Below are 18,919 nucleotides of genomic sequence, written 5' to 3'. Positions count from 1 at the left end.
GATAAAAATTAGGAGGATATTGTTGTGACAAAACGCGCATTAATCAGTGTTTCCAATAAAGATGGTATTTTAGAATTTGCAAAGGAACTAGTAGCATTAGGTTATGAAATTTTATCAACTGGTGGTACGAAAAAAATGTTACAAGACAATAATGTTGCCGTAACAGCAGTAGATGAAGTAACTAAATTCCCTGAAATTTTAGATGGTCGTGTAAAAACGTTAAATCCAATGATTCACGGTGGACTATTAGGAAAGTTTGACGATGCTTCTCATCAAGCACAAATGAATGAGCATGGAATTGAGCCAATTGAGATTGTTTGTGTCAATCTTTACCCGTTCGTTGAAACAATTTCAAAGCCTAATGTAACATGGGATGACGCTATCGAAAATATTGATATCGGTGGTCCAACAATGTTACGTTCTGCAGCAAAAAACCATCAATATGTAACAGTAATTGTGGATAGCAATGACTATGCGAACGTATTAGAGGAACTTAAAGCTACTGGTGTAACGACAATTGAAACACGTCGTAAGTTAGCTGCGAAAGTTTTCCGTCACACAGCCGCTTATGATTCATATATCTCAAACTATTTAACAGAAGAAGAGTTCCCAGAGAGCTTAACAATGACATATGAATTAAAACAAAACTTACGCTATGGTGAAAATCCTCATCAAAAAGCGGCGTTCTATCAAAAACGTCTAGGTTCAGATTTTTCATTAGCTTATGCTACGCAATTACATGGTAAAGAATTATCATACAACAATATTCAAGACGGGAATGCAGCATTGCAAATTGTCAAAGAGTTTGAAATGCCTGCAGCAGTGGCTGTAAAGCACATGAATCCCTGTGGTGTTGGAACTGGCGTAACATTAGAAGAAGCGTTTGATAAAGCATATGAAGCGGATCCGACGTCTATTTTCGGCGGTATTATTGCTTTAAATATGGAAGTAGATGCAGCGACTGCTGAAAAATTAAGCCATATATTTTTAGAAATTATTATTGCACCAGCTTTCTCCCAAGAAGCACTTGATATTTTAATGAAGAAGAAAAATATTCGCTTATTAACAATTCCTTTCGAGCAAGCAAAACAAGACAAATTCAATGTTGTATCAGTTGAAGGTGGTCTTCTTGTACAAGAACCGGATCGCTACGGTTTTTCGAATGCAGATATTAAAGTTGTCACAGACCGTGAACCGACAGCACAAGAATGGGAAGCATTACAACTTGGCTGGGCAGTTGTGAAGCACGTTAAATCTAATGCAATCGTCGTGACAGATTCTCAAATGACACTTGGCGTTGGTGCTGGTCAAATGAACCGTGTTGGAGCAGCTAAAATTGCATTTGAGCAAGCAGGCGAAAAAGCAAAAGGTGCAGCACTAGCATCAGATGCATTCTTCCCAATGAGCGATACTGTAGAAGCAGCTGCAGCGGCTGGTATTACAGCCATTATTCAACCAGGTGGCTCTATAAAGGATCAGGATTCAATCGATAAAGCTAATGAATACGGCATTGCGATGGTATTCACTGGCGTACGTCATTTCAAGCACTAAAATATCCAAAAACTAGACCGAGATGGGCAACATCTCGGTCTTATGCACAAAGAGGAGGATTCCCTAAAATGAAAGTATTAGTCATTGGAAGCGGCGGTCGAGAACATGCTATCGCCAAACAATTTAGTATTTCACCATCTGTTAATAAAGTATTTGTAGCACCTGGTAATGATGGTATGCGAGGCGATGCAGAAGTTGTAGCGATTGATTCAATGGATTTTGCAGGCTTGGCGCAATTTGCTAAAGAAAATGCAGTAGATTTAACCTTTGTTGGGCCTGAGCAACTACTTGCTGAAGGAATCGTGGATTTCTTTACGGCTCGTGGCTTACGAATATTTGGTCCAACAAAGGAAGCAGCACAAATCGAAAGCAGTAAATCATACGCTAAGGATATTATGAATAAATATCATATCCCAACAGCAACCCATGAAACGTTTACTGAAGCAGATAAGGCTATTGCATATATTAAAGAACAAGGTGCTCCAATCGTTATCAAAGCAGATGGTTTAGCAGCTGGTAAAGGTGTAGTTGTAGCAATGACTGAAGATGAAGCGATTGAAGCTGTAGAGGATATGATTGGGAACCAACGTTTTGGTGAATCATCTTCTCGCGTTGTCATTGAAGAATTCCTGGACGGAGAAGAATTCTCCTTTATGTCATTTGTCCATAAAGGTCAGATTTATCCAATGGTCATAGCGCAGGACCACAAACGTGCCTATGATGGCGATAAAGGACCAAACACAGGTGGTATGGGTGCCTATTCGCCAGTACCTCAAATTTCTCAAGAAATAGTGGATGTTGCTTATAAGACGATTGTTGAACCAACTGTGAAAGGTATGGAGACAGATGGTGTATCGTTTACAGGGATATTATATGTAGGATTGATTTTAACGAAAAATGGTCCAAAAGTGATTGAATTTAATGCACGCTTTGGAGATCCAGAAACGCAAGTAGTTTTACCACGTATGGCATCCGACTTTGGCGTATTTATGACAGCATTGATGGATGAAAAGCCATTTGATTTGCAATGGTCTGAAGAAGCAATGCTGGGCGTCGTGATTGCCGCAGAAGGTTATCCTGGGGACGTTGAAAAAGGAAATGCATTACCTAACTTAGATGCCTTATCAGCTTCACACGCGGTATTCCATGCAGGTACAAAGCTTGTAGATGAGAACTTTGTTGGTAATGGTGGCCGAGTTTTATTAGTTGGCGCAAAGGCATCTACTTTAAAAGAAGCACAAGAAAAAGTATACGCAGGTATTGCAACTGAACAATGGAACAATTTCTTCTACCGCAAAGATATCGGTTGGCGCACTTTTAAGTAGTAGTTGAGTAACTAATTGCCCGATAAAAGGATATTTTGTTTACATTTTGCTTAAGTTTATCGCCATAGCGTGGGGTTGATTTCCGTTCCGACTGGGCGCTTTGTTGCTGACGCTTCGCTTTCGCACAGATAAAACATTTGCCGCTGACGCTTCGCTTTCGCGCAGAGCAGAGCTTCCTGGGGGCGTCCGATGAGCCGCTTGGGCCAACACGATGTTGGTCACGAAGGCGTTATCACAGGATGTGATGCTCTTAGCCTTCGTTCCCCTACTTGCTCGCTCCAGGGTCTCATCTGTGACGCTGATCCCCAAGGAGTCGCCCAGTCTCCACTCCAATCAACTTATATACATAGCATATGTTTTAACAAATGTCGTCTCAAAAAACTTTTAGTGTAAATCTAAAGAACTGGTTTACGTTGCGTGCTACTAAATGGTTAATAACACACCTTAATAACACTTCTTAGGCGTGTTGATTAGGGAAAAACAGGTTTATGATAAAAGGATTTTTTTATTGCTATTTTGGCGAATATATTTCCATTTTAACTGATTGTAGCGTAGGACTACTCGACTCCCGCGGGAAAGCGAGACAGACGAGACCCTGCACGGAGCGAATGTTTTCCGTGCGAAAGCGAAGCGACAGCAACGTAGCGGAGGAAGCGGCTCGACGCTCGCCCGCAGGAAAGCGAGTAGCCCGTAGCGGAAATCAGAGCCTTCTAATTAATGAAGATGATTAATAACTCACCTGAATTAAATATTTTTATCATGCAATGAAACTTCTTATTGTTTTCAAACGTATGATTTAAAAGGGTGAGAGCCGTCTCAACAATACAGTTGAGACGGCTCCTTTGACTAAGAAGGATTTTGTGCTTTATTTGTAGAACTTTTACTTTCTGAGGAATTTTGATTTGAAGTGCTGGAGTCAGATTGTTTTGACGCAGTTGCGTTTGATCCTGACGTATTTCCAGATATAGCGGAGGAGAAATCCTTCATGAGTTTATCGATTTGTTCAGATGACATAGAATTTTGGCCGCTGAACATACTTTGCATAGAGTTGCTATTGCTATTGCTGTTGTTCATAGCACTCTGCGTACAAGAGCCCATTAAAGCTTTAGTTGGGCAATATTTAAAGATACCCTCAGCCATTTTCATGGCACCAAATGCAATCATCAATCGACCTCTCGTACAGTTAGGATTTCTTGCGACCCTAGCGATACCAAATGCCGTTAAACTTGTACCCATGGCAAAGCGACAAAAGGCATTTTTTTCGCTTAAATTCGTTTCTTGCATCATAATATTTCCTCCTTTAGTCATTGTGGAAAAAATAAAGCGGGGTGCACTTTGCTTTATGAAAGTGCTGTGTTACGATTGAAACAAGATGATTGCATAAAGCACTAATTTTATGAAAATAAGCGTTTATGCAGTAGTAGTATGTGATTTCACGTAGGATTTACACAATGAAATTTTACGTAATTTAGGAAGGGGCGAATAGAATGGATCCAGTATGGAAAATTACAGAATTACGTCAGCAATTAGCTGTTATAGATGGAAAAAAAGCACCGGATATTGTATTAAAAAATGCACGTTATTTACATAGCATGCTCAAACAATGGATAGTAGGGAACATTTGGATTTTAGGAGATCGTATTGTCTATGCTGGTGATAGAATGCCTCCGTTATTAGAAGGGACAGAAGTGGTCGATTGTACGAATAAAACAATTGTACCAGGATATATTGAGCCACATGTTCATCCGTTCCAGCTATACCATCCGCAATCTTTTGCTGATTTTTGTGGACAGCTAGGAACTACGACTTTTATTTCAGATAATTTAAGCTTCGTTTTATCTTTAGAAAATAAGAAAGCGTTTTCAATATTAGATAATTTGAAAGAGCTACCGTTTTCATTTTATTGGTGGACTCGTTTTGATTCGCAAACTGAAATGGAACAGGAGGAAGAGATTTTTTCTAATACATCCATTTTAGAATGGCTAGAACGAGAGGATGTTTTACTTGGAGGAGAATTAACCGGATGGCCAAAGTTGTTACATGGAGATGACCAAATGCTCTATCGCATGCAAATGGCTAAGGGCAAAGGTAAAAAAATAGAAGGGCACTTCCCTGGCGCATCAGAGCGAACTTTAGCACGTATGAAGCTACTTGGTGCAGATGGTGATCATGAAGCTATGACAGTGGAAGAAGTAGAGCGACGTATTATGCAAGGATATGCAGTAACGCTGCGTCATTCTTCAATACGTCCAGACTTACCACATCTACTAAAGGGAATAGTCGAAAAAGAGCTACCTATTTTTGATCATTTAATGATGACAACAGATGGTTCACCGCCTTCTTTTCATGAGGATGGTGTGATGGATAAATGTATTCAAGTAGCCTTAGATGCAGGTGTAGCACCAATAGATGCTTATCAAATGGCTTCCTATAATGTGGCACGTTATTATAATATGTCCAATTTACATGGCTTTATCGCAACGGGTCGATTTGCTTCGCTAAATATTTTACAAGATGAAATGCATCCAGTTCCTGAGAGCGTACTATCGAAGGGTGTTTGGTTAAAACGCGAGGGAGAGCAAATGCAAAAACTTGCTGCAATCGATTATTCAGCGTTACCTGCATTTGACTTAGATTTTTCATTAACATCTCATGATTTTCAATTCTCGATGCCTTTTGGAATTGAGTTAGTAAATGATGTTATTACGAAACCATATAACTCATTAATTACTAGAGAAGGGCAACTTGCAGATCATGATGAATGCTATTTAATGCTCATTAATAGAGATGGCAATTGGCATGTTAACACGATGATTAAAGGTTTTGCTACTAGTGTTCAAGGTTTTGCCTCATCTTATTCGAATACAAGTGATATTTTGCTGATCGGAAAAAATAAAGACGATATGATCAAAGCCTTTGAAGAAATGAAGGCAATGCATGGTGGTATTGTACTTGTTGAAAAAGGTGAAGTAATTGCTGCTGTTCCTTTAACTATTGGCGGTCTTTTATATGATGGAGATGTTAAGGAGCTAACAGAAAAAGAGAAGTACTTAAAACAAGCATTAGCGGAACGTGGTTACCACTTAGGAGACGCAATTTATTCTTTACTATTCTTACAATCGACACATTTACCATATATCCGTATAACACCAAAAGGGATTTTTGATGTTATGAAGAATAAGTTATTATTACCAGCAGTGATGCGTTAATAGAAGTTTCCCTATGGTAGATGGAATTGATAAAAGGAGAGTAATGCTTGTGTTTAAATCGAAGAAACTATTTATCGCAATGGCTTTTAGCACCTTATTGATAGGAGGATGTTCAAAAGATTCGTCGGAAGTAAAGGAAGATGATACGAACAAGGTTGACGATGGAACTGCTATTGAAGAGCCAGTTAAAGAAGGAGCGTTTGTTGCTCCGTTAACAGGTGAAGCTGTGAAGGAAGAAATTACGCAACGTCCAATTATTGTTACTGTTAATAATCACCCGAAAGCACGTCCACAATCAGGAATAGAAGCGGCAGATATCATTTATGAAATGCTGGCAGAAGGCAATGTTACGCGTTTATTAGCAGTTTATCAAAGTGAACTGCCAGAAAATGTAGGGCCTGTTCGTAGTGCTCGATCTTATTTTGTTGATCTTGCGAAAGGCTATGATGCATTTTACGTAGCACATGGCTATAGCCCAGAGGCAAAATCGATGCTTACTAATAATGTAGTCGACAATATAAATGGTATGGATTATGATGGCACACTTTTTAAACGTTCAAAAGACCGTGTTGCTCCACACAACTCGTATATTACGTCTGAAAATATATTAAATGGAGCGAAAAAAGTGGGCGCTTCAATGAGTTACCATGAAAAAGTACAAGAGGCTTTTTATGAACCCGACGAACGTGGTAAAATAGGCAATGAAACAAGTCGAGTGGACATTTACTACGGAAATAGTGAGTATTTCCATAATTCGTATTTGTATGATAAGCAAAGTAATCGTTATGGACGACAATCGGCTGGCGTTGACACAAAGGATATGTTAACAGGCGACACATTATCATTTTCAAATGTTCTATTTTTTGAAATGAATCATCGAACGATTGATAATGAGGGGCGCCAAGAAATTGATTTAACTTCTGGTGGAAAAGCGTATGTATGTCAAAATGGCTATATGAGAGAAGTCAAATGGGCTAATATTGATGGAATACCAATGGCTGTTGAAGAGTCTGGTGAGCTTGTAAAGCTAGTACCAGGGAAGTCTTGGGTAAATTTCGTACCAACTTCACCAGGGTTACAAGCAATGGTGAAAACACAGCCTTAAAGGGAGGAAGATTGCATGCAAATCGAAAAAATTCGAGGGCATCAAACAGATCAATTATTTAAAGCAGTGTTAGAGCTGAAAGACATCGAAGAATGTTATAAATTTTTTGATGATTTATGTACGATTAGTGAAATTCAATCGCTGGCACAACGCTTTGAGGTTGCGCATTTACTACGTTTAAAGAAAACCTACGAATCCATTAAAAAGGAAACAGGTGCAAGTACAGCAACTATTTCGCGTGTACGTCGTTGCTTTGATTATGGGAATGATACATATGATGAAATGTTAGGTCGTTTGTATCCAGATGAAAAGCCGTTTCAAGCACCAAAAGAATAGTAGGTAATGAGGCTGGGTAGAGTTTTTACCCAGTCTTTTTCATTTTTTTGTAGACAGTCATAAGCTATACTTGTAAACGAATAGATAGAAAATGATAGGTGGTAAAATAGATGGATTATTTAGAATGGAGACATGTGTTCAAGCTAGACCCAGCTAAAGATATTTCAGATGAGGCGTTAGAAAGAATTTGTGAATCAGGTACAGATGTTATTATAGTTGGCGGAACAGACGGTGTAACTTTAGATGGTGTATTAGATTTACTTGTTCGTGTAAGACGCTTTGAAGTACCAATAGCGCTTGAAATTTCTGCGATTGATTCAGTAACACCAGGTTATGACTATTATTTCATTCCAACCGTGTTGAATAGTGATGATCCAAAATGGATTAAAAATCTACACCATGAAGCAATTAAAGAATATGGAGATATTATGGTATGGGATGAATTAGTCGCTGAAGGTTATTGTATTTTAAACCCGAATTGTAAAGTAGCGGAAGTGACGAATGCGAAAACTGATTTATCCATTGATGATGTTGTTGCCTACGCCCGTATGGCTGAAAATTTCTTTAGTCTACCTGTATTTTATGTAGAGTATAGCGGTACTTATGGCGATATTGAGGTTGTAAGAGCTGTGAAAAATGAACTGAAAAATACGCGGCTGTTTTACGGTGGAGGCATTACATCTGCTAAGCAAGCAGCGGAAATGGCAAAATATGCAGATACAGTAGTAGTTGGTAATATTATTTATGAAGATTTAAAAGCCGCACTTGCGACTGTTAAGGCTGTAAAAAATAATATATAATCTAAGAACAAACGTTTGTAAGGCGGTGCGAAATGGAACAGTTAACGAAAAACTTATTAGCAGGTATGAACCCTGAGCAGGAAAATGCGGTCAAAACAACTGAAGGACCGCTTCTAATTATGGCGGGTGCTGGATCAGGGAAGACACGAGTATTAACACATCGTATTGCATACTTAGTAATTGAAAAAGAAGTATACCCATCAAAGATTTTAGCAATCACATTTACAAATAAAGCTGCACGTGAAATGCGAGAGCGTATAGATGGCATTCTCGGTAACGGAACTGGCGATAGTATGTGGGTATCGACATTCCACTCGATGTGTGTGCGTATTTTACGACGCAATATTGAGCAACTTGGGATATCACGTAACTTTTCAATTTTAGATTCTACTGATCAGCTATCAGTTATTAAAAATGTTATGAAGGATGAAAATATTGACACGAAGCGTTTTGAACCTCGTGCGATTTTAAATGCGATTAGTTCAGCAAAAAACGAATGTATAGCTGCGGACGATTATGCAGGTCAAATCAATGAAAATAATCCTTACGAAAAAACGATTGCCCGTGTTTATAAAGGTTATGAAAAAAGACTACGTCGCAATCAGTCACTCGATTTTGATGATTTAATTATGACAACTATTACATTATTTAAGCGTGTACCAGAAGTGCTTGAATACTACCAAAATAAATTCCAATATATTCATGTAGATGAGTATCAAGATACGAATAAATCTCAATATTTACTCGTTCAGCTGCTTGCTAAGAAATTCAAAAATATTTGTGTTGTAGGTGATTCAGACCAATCGATTTATCGTTGGCGTGGTGCGGACATTGGCAATATTCTTTCATTCGAAAAGGATTATCCAAATGCTAAGGCCATTATGCTTGAGCAAAATTATCGTTCAACAAGACGCATCCTACAAGCGGCAAATGACGTCATTCAAAATAATACAACACGTTATCCAAAAGAACTGCGTACAGAAAATGCAGAAGGTGAAAAAATCGTATTGTACAAAGCGTATAACGAGCAAGAGGAAGCGCAATTCGTTGTACAAACAATCCAACAGCTTATACAAAAAGAAAATCGTTCGTTTGATGACTTTGCGATACTATATCGTACAAATGCTCAGTCCCGTGTGATGGAGGAAGTGCTTGTTAAGTCCAATATGGCTTATCAAATAGTTGGTGGTACTAAGTTCTATGATCGTAAAGAGATTAAGGATTTACTCGCCTACTTGCGCCTTATTGCCAATAATGATGATGATTTATCACTCGCACGTATTATTAATGAGCCGAAGCGTAGTATAGGTGCAACTTCCTTTGAAAAAATGGCGCGCTATGCGATTGAACAAGAGCGCTCTATTTTTGATGCAATGAATGATCTTGTGTTCATGGGTCTTTCAGGGAAGGCTGCTAATTCAGCTGAGCAATTTTATGCAATGATTAAAGGCTTTACAGAGATGCAAGATTATTTATCGGTGACAGAAATTGTAGAGCAGGTCATTGACAAATCTGGTTATCGTGCAATGCTCCAAAACGAAAAGACGATTGAAGCGGAAAGCCGATTAGAAAATATCGAAGAGTTTTTATCAGTAACAAAGGCTTTTGAAGAGCGCAGTGATGATACGAGCTTAATTGCCTTTTTAACAGATTTAGCTCTAATTGCAGATATTGATGCACTTGATAAAGATGATACATCGAAGGGCAACATTATTTTAATGACGATGCATGCCGCAAAAGGCTTAGAATTTCCTGTCGTCTTTATCATTGGGATGGAGGAAAATATCTTCCCGCATTCTCGTTCACTTGATGATATGGATGAAATGGAAGAAGAAAGACGATTGATGTATGTCGGCGTGACGCGTGCAGAGGAACGTTTATATTTAACTAGTGCACAAAGTCGTACGATTTTTGGTCGTTTTAGTTATAACAATGTCTCACGTTTCTTAGGTGAAATTTCGGAGGATATTACAGAATCGATATCCAAAGGTGGTACGAAGCCTGAGGTTCCGTTTGCCTCTAATAATCTGTCAGCAGGCGGCTATCAAAAACGTACACTTGGCGCAACTCAGAAAACAAAGCCTGCAACAGCTCGTTTACAAACAACTGGTGGAGACCAATTTGGCTGGAAGGCTGGAGACAAAGCGATCCATAAAAAATGGGGAACAGGTATGGTTGTTAGTGTAAAAGGTGAGGGTGATAGTACAGAGCTAGATATTGCCTTTCCACAGCCTATAGGTATAAAGCGATTACTAGCACAATTTGCACCTATTGAAAAAGGGTAAGCGGGGGAACTTAAATGAACGAAATTGAACAGCGCATTGTGGAGTTAAATAAATTATTGCATGAATACGGTCATGCCTATTACGTGTTGGATAAACCTGTCGTAGCAGATAGTGTTTATGACCAATTATTACATGAACTTATCGCATTAGAGGAAGCGAATCCGTCACTCATTTACCCAGATTCACCGACACAGCGTGTTGGCGGAGCAGTGGTAGAAGGCTTTAAAAAGGTGACTCACGATTACCCGATGCTAAGTCTGTCAAACGCTTTTAATGAAGAAGACTTACGTGAATTTGACCGTAAAGTGCGCCAAGCAATCGGTGATAAGTTTTCCTATGTTTGTGAGTTGAAAATTGATGGTCTTGCCATTTCTTTAAAATACGAAAATGGCGTTTTTGTACAAGGTGCAACGCGAGGAGACGGTGTTGTAGGGGAAGATATTACAGCGAATTTAAAAACGATTCGAGCAATTCCTCTTCGATTGAAGGAACCACTTACAATTGAAGCACGTGGCGAGGCGTATATGCCTAAAAAATCATTTGAAAAATTAAATACTCTACGTGCTGAAAATGGAGAGGAATTATTCGCTAATCCACGAAATGCGGCTGCCGGCTCTTTACGCCAGTTAGATCCTAAAATAGCAGCGAGTCGTCAACTATCAACCTTTATTTATGCAATAGGGGGAGATGGTGAGGCATATGGTATTGACGGCCACGCAGAGATGCTCGATTATTTAGAAGGACTAGGCTTCCCATCAAATAAAGAGCGTCAACGCTGCTCAACGATTGAAGATGTACTAGCCTTTATCGAAAAATGGACTGAAAATCGTCCGAATTTAGCCTATGAAATTGATGGCATTGTTATTAAGGTGGATCGCTATGCACAGCAGGATGAACTTGGTTATACGGCAAAGAGTCCACGTTGGGCTATTGCTTATAAATTCCCTGCTGAGGAAGTAGTGACAACATTACTTGATATTGATTTAACGGTTGGGCGTACAGGTGTTGTTACACCAACTGCTATTTTATCGCCTGTTCAAGTGGCAGGTACGACAGTACAACGTGCATCATTACACAATGAGGATTTAATTCGAGATAAAGATATCCGACTAGGAGATACAGTCATTATCCGAAAAGCCGGAGACATTATTCCTCAAGTTGTAGGTGTAATACTGGAGCAGCGCCCTGAGGACTCAGTGCCATATGTAATGCCTGAAAATTGTCCTGTTTGTGATAGCGAACTTATTCGTATTGAAGGAGAAGTGGCATTACGTTGTGTAAATCCAGCATGCTTTGCACAAATTGCTGAGAGCATTAAATATTTCGTATCGCGTAATGCTATGAATATTGACGGTCTTGGTGATAAAGTCGTTGAGCAATTATTACGTGCAGATTTAATCCATGATATCTCTGATTTGTATCACTTAACTGTAGAACAGCTTGTCGAGCTTGAGCGTATGGGCGAAAAATCAGCGACAAATTTAGTCAATGCTATTCAGGCTTCCAAGGAAAATTCGATGGAGCGTCTACTAATTGGATTAGGTATACGACATGTTGGTGAAAAGGCAGCAAAAATCGTTTCAGAGGAGTTTGGAACGATAGAAGCGGTAATGGCAGCAACAGAGGAGCAACTAGTGGCGATTCATGAAATCGGCGATAAAATGGCTTCATCGCTTGTCGAGTATTTTTTAAATGAGGATGCACGTGCAGTCATTGGGCGCCTTGCTGAAGTAGGTGTCAATATGACGTATAAAGGTAAAAAAAATGAGGTAGCTGTTGGGGATAATCCTTTTGCAGGTAAAACAATCGTATTAACTGGTAAACTTGAGCAATTGACACGTAACGAAGCAAAGGCGAAAATAGAAGAGTTAGGTGGTATTGTTACAGGCAGTGTCAGCAAAAAAACTGACCTTGTCATTGCGGGAGCAGATGCTGGTTCTAAACTAACAAAAGCCGAGCAGTTAGGTATTGAAGTTTGGAATGAAGACGGCCTGATCGAACAACTTAATCTTGTGAAATAATGGAAAATATCAGGCTCGTCACCAAAAGTTGTAGATGACATTTGTTAAAATGCATACCTTATATAATTTGATTGGAGTGGAGGCTGGGCGACTCCTTGGGGATTAGCGTCACAGATGAGACCCTGCAGCGCAGCGAAGCAGCTCATCGGACGCCCCCAGGAAAGCGCCCAGCCGGAACGGAAATCAACCCCACGTTATGGTGATGATCTAAATATTATAGTAAAGTAAGATGAATTGTCCGTCCTTTCCACAGGCAGGTATGAACAATTCGTCGAGCAGAATTTGATTTTCAGTAAAGGAGTACAAAAATAATGAAGTCATTTCGACTCATTCCAGCAATTGTCGCTGCTGCAATGCTAGTCGGCTGTGTGCCTTCTGATAAGAAGGAAACAGAGCTTACACAGGATACGCAACAGGAAAAAGCGGAAACAACGATTATTCCAAGTATACAGATTGATGAATCATACTATAGAACGCTAACACCTTATAAACAAAGTGCCAGCAGAGGATTAGTAGTTTCAAATATCTTTACGAAATATGATATGAAGGAAGTAGAAACAGGTTTAATGCGTCTTTCTCAAAATGAGTTTGACACAGAAAACTACTTCTTCCAAGAGGGGCAATATTTAGCGGAAAGCACAGTGACAGATTGGCTTGCACGTAGTTCACAAACGAAGGAGGGTTTAAATCCTCCAACGACGGACTCAATGTCGGCAGAAGAACGTGCAACAAAGGCTCCAATCTATTTATCACATATTGTTGAGCAAAATTATTTAACAAAAACTAGTGATAACAAAGTAAAATTAGGTGGTATTTCGATAGGACTTTCCTTAAACTCTATTTATTACTATCAAAAAGAAAAGTATGGGGATTACTATGAGCAACCAATTCCGGAGGCAAAACTTGTTGAGCAAGGAAAGAAGATGGCCGCTGAAATTGTGTCTCGCCTAAGAACTCGTGATGAATTGAAAGATATACCGATTGTAGTAGGCTTATTTAAACAAAAAGCTCGCAATGACATTATTCCAGGAACGTATTTTAGCTATGGCGTAGCAAAAGCAGGACAAAACGACGTAGCTGATTGGAAAACTAATGATGAAGAATATGTACTGTTCCCAACGAGTGAAACACAGGATGTATACCGAGATGTTAGTAATAACTTTAAGAATTTTAAACAAGATGTAGATAAATACTTTTCTAACTATACTAGTGTAATAGGAACAGGCTTCTATCAAAATAAAAAAATTCAAAAGCTAACGATTGAAGTGCCAATCCAATTCTTCGGCAAGCTTGAAATTATAGGCTTTACTCAATATTTAACAGGTGTTCTTATCAATCAATTTGATAACATCAATGTTGAAGTAAATATTACCTCAATTAACGGTCCGGAGGCATTAATCGTAAAGAATGCCAACGAAAAAGAACCATACGTCCATATCTATTAATTTATAGTCAGCCTCGTGCTGACTATATTTTTTGTGGAAGAAAAATAGATTCAATAATAGGTGGATAGACTACTTGGAGTGACGGATAGACTACTTGGAGCGACGGAAAGAGTCCCCTGAGCGACGGAAAGAGCAATCGAAACGACGGATAGAAAAAAGAGCGACGGAAAGCCTCGGCGAAGTGACGGATAGAAGAGCCAAAGCGACGGAAAGATTCCCCAGAGCGACGGAAAGAGCGATCGAAACGACGGATAGAGCCAACGAAACACCGGATAAAAGAAAGCACAGCGACACAATCCACGCCCTACTCCCGAAAAGCGAAGTCTATAAGAAGGACTCCTAAGACAGTCCCTAAAGACGACACTTCGTTATAGTAGTGAAAGTTTCTTTATTTTTGGTGAAAGTTGTGATTTTTAATATGAAAAATGTTATGATTATTTGCATGGTTAACTTTATTCAACCCTATTGTTATCGACAAAAACAATGAATGGAATGAGTATTCGGAGGTGTGAAAAATGGCAAAATTAACAAAAGAAGAAGTTAAGCACGTTGCAAATTTAGCACGTCTTGCAATTACGGAAGAGGAAGCAGAGAAATTTGCTGAACAGCTTGGTAAAATTACGGACTTCGCAGAGCAATTAAACGAGTTAGATACAACGAATGTTGAACCAACAACTCATGTTTTACCACTAGTAAACGTAATGCGTGAAGATGTGGCAACAAAAGGCTTAGACCGTGAAGTAATGATGTTAAATGTAAAAGAACAAGAAGATGGTCAAGTAAAAGTACCAGCTATCATGTAATACTAAAACATAGGAGGATTCCTCATGACGTTATTTGAACGTTCAGCAAAGGAGCTACAAGCTGACATTAAAGCGGGTAACCTAACAATCGCTGATTTAACAAAAGAAGCATACGAACGTGTGGCGAAGCTTGACGGCGATGTACAAGCTTTCCTTGCTTCAAACGAAGAAAAAGCAACTGCACAAGCAGCAGAAATGGACAAAGTGCCATTTGAAGAGCGTGGACCACTTTTCGGTCTTCCTATCGGTGTTAAAGACAACATCGTTACAGAAGGTTTAGAAACAACTTGTGCTTCTAAAATTCTAGAAGGCTTTATGCCAATTTACGATGCAACAGTAGTTAAAAAGCTACGTGAAGCTGGTATGGTCACTATCGGAAAATTAAACATGGACGAGTTTGCAATGGGTTCTTCAAATGAAAACTCATACTATAAAACAACAAAAAATCCATGGAACTTAAACCACGTACCGGGTGGATCTTCAGGTGCGTCTGCAGCAGCTGTTGCAGCAGGTGAAGTTCCATTTTCACTTGGTTCTGATACAGGTGGTTCAATCCGTCAACCAGCTGCTTATTGCGGTGTTGTAGGAATGAAGCCTACATATGGTCGTGTATCTCGCTTTGGTCTAGTTGCTTTTGCATCTTCTTTAGATCAAATCGGGCCAATTACTCGTAATGTAGAAGACAACGCTCTTTTACTTGAAGCAATTGCAGGATTAGATTCAAACGATTCAACTTCTGCAGACGTAGAAGTACCAAACTACGCAGCAGCCCTTACAGGTGACGTAAAAGGCTTACGTATCGCTGTACCAAAAGAATTCCTTGGTGAAGGTGTTGGCGAAGCGGCACGTCAATCAGTGCTTGATGCATTAGAAGTATTAAAAGGCTTAGGTGCTACAGTAGAAGAAGTATCGCTTCCTCATTCGAAATATGCACTTGCAGCATACTATATTCTTTCTTCTTCAGAAGCGTCTTCTAACCTTTCTCGTTTTGACGGTATCCGTTATGGTTTCCGTGCAGAAAATGTTAATAATTTGATGGACCTTTATAAAGAAACACGTGCACAAGGCTTTGGTGATGAAGTAAAACGTCGTATCATGCTGGGTACTTATTCACTAAGTGCAGGTACGTATGATGCTTACTACAAAAAAGCTCAACAAGCACGTACACTTATCAAAGCAGACTACGACAAAGTATTTGAAGACTTTGACGTAATCATTGGACCAACTGCTCCAACACCAGCATTTAAAATTGGTGAAAACGTCGATGATCCAATGACGATGTATGCAAATGATATTTTAACGATTCCTATGAACTTAGCTGGTGTGCCAGCCATCTCAATCCCATGTGGTAATGAAAATGGTCTACCACTAGGCTTACAAATTATCGGTAAATACTTCGATGAAGCAACAATTTACCGTGTAGCTCATGCTTTCGAACAAGCAACGGAGTTCCATAAACAAGTTCCTCAAATTTGGGAGGGAAAATAACATGAACTTTGAAACAGTCATTGGTTTAGAAGTACACGTTGAGTTAAAAACAAACTCAAAAATCTTCTCACCAGCACCAGCTCACTTCGGTGCTGAACCAAATACAAATACTACAGTTATCGACCTAGGCTATCCTGGTGTCCTACCTGTACTTAATAAAAATGTTGTAGATTTCGCAATGCGTGCAGCACTTGCACTAAACATGGAAATCGAACAAGAAACAAAATTTGACCGTAAAAACTACTTCTATCCAGATAATCCGAAAGCATATCAAATTTCTCAATTTGATAAGCCGATCGGTAAAAACGGCTGGGTTGATATCGAAGTAGATGGTTACACAAAACGTATCGGTATTACACGTCTTCATATGGAAGAAGATGCTGGTAAACTGTCTCACAGTGGCGACCACTCTTTAGTTGACTTTAACCGTCAAGGTACACCACTTGTAGAAATCGTTTCTGAGCCGGATATTCGCACACCAAACGAAGCGTATGCGTATCTTGAAAAAGTAAAATCAATCATCCAATATGCAGATGTTTCAGACTGTAAAATGGAAGAGGGATCTTTACGTTGTGATGCCAACATCTCAATCCGCCCATACGGTCAAGAAGAATTCGGTACGAAAACAGAGCTTAAAAACCTGAACTCTTTCAACTATGTTCGCCGTGGTTTAGAGCACGAGGAATTACGCCAAGCTGATGTCCTTCTTTCAGGTGGGGTAATTGATCAAGAAACTCGTCGTTTCGATGAAAAAACAGGTAAAACAATTCTTATGCGTGTGAAAGAAGGAACAGATGATTATCGCTACTTCCCAGAGCCAGACTTAGTTCGTCTATCAATCGATGATGAATGGTTAGAGCGAGTAAAATCAGAAATTCCAGAGCTTCCAGATGCTCGTAAAAAACGCTATGTTGAGGAATTAGGCTTAACGCCATATGATGCAGGAGTTCTTGTTATTTCAAAAGAAATCTCAGACTTCTTCGAGGCTATGGTAGTTAAAGGTGCGGATGCAAAGCTTTCAGCAAACTGGCTTATGGGTGATGTTTCTGCATACCTTAATGCAGAACAAAAAGACCTTAAAGATACTGCATTAACGCCAGAAAACCTTGCAGAAATGGTGAAATTAATCACTGACGGTACAATTTCTTCTAAAATCGGTAAAAAAGTATTTGCTGAATTAGTAGAAAAAGGCGGTTCTGCAGCAGAAATCGTTAAAGCAAAAGGTTTAGTTCAAATTTCTGATGAAAGTGCATTACTTGCTATCGTTACAGAAGTTCTAGACAACAATGCACAATCAATCGAAGACTTCAAAAACGGTAAGGATCGCGCTATCGGCTTCTTAGTTGGCCAAATTATGAAAGCCACTAAAGGTCAAGCAAACCCACCAATGGTCAATAAATTATTACAACAAGAAATTGCAAAACGTTAATTGCAATTGCAATAGAAGGCCAAGAGAGCAAATTCGTTTTCTTGGCTTTTTATTTTAAAAATGAATACATACAAAAGACTCTTTGGGGTATCTATACAAGATAAAATGCCCCCATTACCATAAAGTATCAACAGGTAGTAGTTTAGAAAGGTTACATATTGACCTTTCCGAAGTGGAGTTATATTAAAAAACGGCTCATTGAACTTAATTTTATGGTTCATCACCAAAAGTTGTGGATGACTTTTGTTAAAACTTCTACTATGTAAATAAGTTGATTGGAGTGGAGGCTGGGCGACTCCTTGGGGATTAGCGTCACAGGTGAGACCCTGGAGCGAGCATAGCGAGTGAAGCGGCTCATCGGACGCCCCCAGGAAAGCGCCCAGCTGGAACGGAAATCAACCGCACGTTATGGTGATGATCTAATTTTATCGTAATATGACTAAAAAATACCAAATTAGAACTTAATAGTTGTCTTCAAAGAGTATTCATAGCAAAATATAGTATAGAACATGATATAACTTTAGGAGGTCAATCAATGAAAACTGAACAACAATATTTCGATGATGCGATTTCGATTCAACAATATATGGATAATATGACGACGTTAAAAGAGGAGAGCTTCCGTATTTATGATGGCTTCGAAGTGCCGCTAAACGATGGTTTTATCGAACTGCTGAAGGACAAGCATCTAAAAATTTTAACAATTACTGAGGACTGGTGCGGGGACGCAATGTTAAACAATCCAGTTATTCGCCGAGTTGCAGAGGCAGCAGGTATAGAAATGCGCGCAGTACTTCGTGATGCTGATACAGATTTAATTGATCGCTATTTAACAAATGGTGGCCGTGCAATTCCGGTTTATATTTTATTAGATGATGCTGGTCAGGTTGTTGGAAAATGGGGTCCACGTGCACCAGAATTACAGGAACTAGTAGTGAGTAAACGAGCTACTTTACCTGATAAAGAAGATCCTACATTTGAAGATGCACAAAAAGCGCTATATGCTGAAATTCGTGAAGAGAATATTACGAATAAATCATATTGGACATTTGTTTATGAGGATTTTAAAAAGCAAGTAACAGCTGCATTACAATAATTTAAAATTATAAGGCTGCATGTCAG

General features: G+C 39.2%; 14 protein-coding genes. 13 read left to right on the top strand and 1 reads right to left on the bottom strand.

The window, feature by feature from the left end:
• The first annotated feature begins 24 nt into the window (after nucleotides 1–24).
• Together purH and purD are read left to right on the top strand one after the other, a co-directional pair.
• Nucleotides 25–1,551 carry a bifunctional phosphoribosylaminoimidazolecarboxamide formyltransferase/IMP cyclohydrolase gene (purH, locus tag ABH968_RS19090; RefSeq protein WP_370046494.1) on the top strand — a complete coding sequence of 509 codons (1,527 nt, stop codon included), beginning with the start codon at nucleotides 25–27 and terminating at the stop codon, nucleotides 1,549–1,551.
• A gap of 68 nt (nucleotides 1,552–1,619) precedes the next feature.
• Nucleotides 1,620–2,876: a phosphoribosylamine--glycine ligase gene (gene purD, locus ABH968_RS19085; protein WP_370046492.1), complete on the top strand. Its 1,257-nt coding sequence runs from the start codon at nucleotides 1,620–1,622 to the stop codon at nucleotides 2,874–2,876.
• 846 nt (nucleotides 2,877–3,722) lie between these two features.
• On the opposite strand, the gene ABH968_RS19080 is transcribed toward purD, so the two are convergent.
• Entirely contained in the window at nucleotides 3,723–4,163 is a 441-nt protein-coding gene (locus ABH968_RS19080) for a YgaP-like transmembrane domain (RefSeq protein ID WP_370046490.1), read from the bottom strand.
• Between the two features lie 200 nt (nucleotides 4,164–4,363).
• Here ABH968_RS19080 and ABH968_RS19075 point away from each other — a divergent pair, with 200 nt between their 5' ends.
• From ABH968_RS19075 to ABH968_RS19025, 11 genes are all read left to right on the top strand, one after another.
• Entirely contained in the window at nucleotides 4,364–6,085 is a 1,722-nt protein-coding gene (locus ABH968_RS19075; RefSeq protein WP_370046488.1) for an adenine deaminase C-terminal domain-containing protein, read from the top strand.
• 49 nt (nucleotides 6,086–6,134) lie between these two features.
• Entirely contained in the window at nucleotides 6,135–7,190 is a 1,056-nt protein-coding gene (locus ABH968_RS19070) for a DUF3048 domain-containing protein (RefSeq protein ID WP_370046486.1), read from the top strand.
• A gap of 15 nt (nucleotides 7,191–7,205) precedes the next feature.
• Entirely contained in the window at nucleotides 7,206–7,526 is a 321-nt protein-coding gene (locus tag ABH968_RS19065) for a YerC/YecD family TrpR-related protein (RefSeq protein WP_004225717.1), read from the top strand.
• A gap of 110 nt (nucleotides 7,527–7,636) precedes the next feature.
• Complete coding sequence (gene pcrB / locus ABH968_RS19060) at nucleotides 7,637–8,326, top strand: heptaprenylglyceryl phosphate synthase (protein ID WP_370046484.1); 690 nt, start codon at nucleotides 7,637–7,639, stop codon at nucleotides 8,324–8,326.
• Between the two features lie 32 nt (nucleotides 8,327–8,358).
• Nucleotides 8,359–10,611 (top strand): DNA helicase PcrA, encoded by a 2,253-nt coding sequence (gene pcrA, locus ABH968_RS19055; RefSeq protein WP_370046483.1) that lies wholly within the window; start codon nucleotides 8,359–8,361, stop codon nucleotides 10,609–10,611.
• A 14-nt stretch (nucleotides 10,612–10,625) separates the two neighbouring features.
• Complete coding sequence (gene ligA, locus ABH968_RS19050; RefSeq protein ID WP_370046481.1) at nucleotides 10,626–12,632, top strand: NAD-dependent DNA ligase LigA; 2,007 nt, start codon at nucleotides 10,626–10,628, stop codon at nucleotides 12,630–12,632.
• Between the two features lie 311 nt (nucleotides 12,633–12,943).
• Nucleotides 12,944–14,077, top strand: a complete 1,134-nt coding sequence (locus ABH968_RS19045) for a CamS family sex pheromone protein (protein ID WP_370046479.1) — start codon at nucleotides 12,944–12,946, stop codon at nucleotides 14,075–14,077.
• Nucleotides 14,078–14,592: 515 nt separating this feature from the next.
• On the top strand, nucleotides 14,593–14,880 hold the full coding sequence (gatC, locus tag ABH968_RS19040) for an Asp-tRNA(Asn)/Glu-tRNA(Gln) amidotransferase subunit GatC (RefSeq protein WP_010857153.1): 288 nt from the start codon (nucleotides 14,593–14,595) through the stop codon (nucleotides 14,878–14,880).
• Between the two features lie 24 nt (nucleotides 14,881–14,904).
• Nucleotides 14,905–16,368, top strand: coding sequence for an Asp-tRNA(Asn)/Glu-tRNA(Gln) amidotransferase subunit GatA (gene gatA / locus ABH968_RS19035; RefSeq protein ID WP_370046477.1), 1,464 nt, complete (start codon nucleotides 14,905–14,907; stop codon nucleotides 16,366–16,368).
• Nucleotide 16,369: 1 nt separating this feature from the next.
• Complete coding sequence (gene gatB / locus ABH968_RS19030; RefSeq protein ID WP_370046476.1) at nucleotides 16,370–17,797, top strand: Asp-tRNA(Asn)/Glu-tRNA(Gln) amidotransferase subunit GatB; 1,428 nt, start codon at nucleotides 16,370–16,372, stop codon at nucleotides 17,795–17,797.
• 535 nt (nucleotides 17,798–18,332) lie between these two features.
• Complete coding sequence (locus tag ABH968_RS19025) at nucleotides 18,333–18,893, top strand: thioredoxin family protein (RefSeq protein ID WP_370046475.1); 561 nt, start codon at nucleotides 18,333–18,335, stop codon at nucleotides 18,891–18,893.
• Nucleotides 18,894–18,919: the final 26 nt, after the last annotated feature.

The sequence above is a fragment of the Lysinibacillus sp. RC79 genome (assembly GCF_041262405.1).
GTDB lineage: Bacteria > Bacillota > Bacilli > Bacillales_A > Planococcaceae > Lysinibacillus.
The sequence above is the reverse complement of the archived record's forward strand: the minus strand, read 5'-3'. Positions and strand labels throughout refer to the sequence as shown.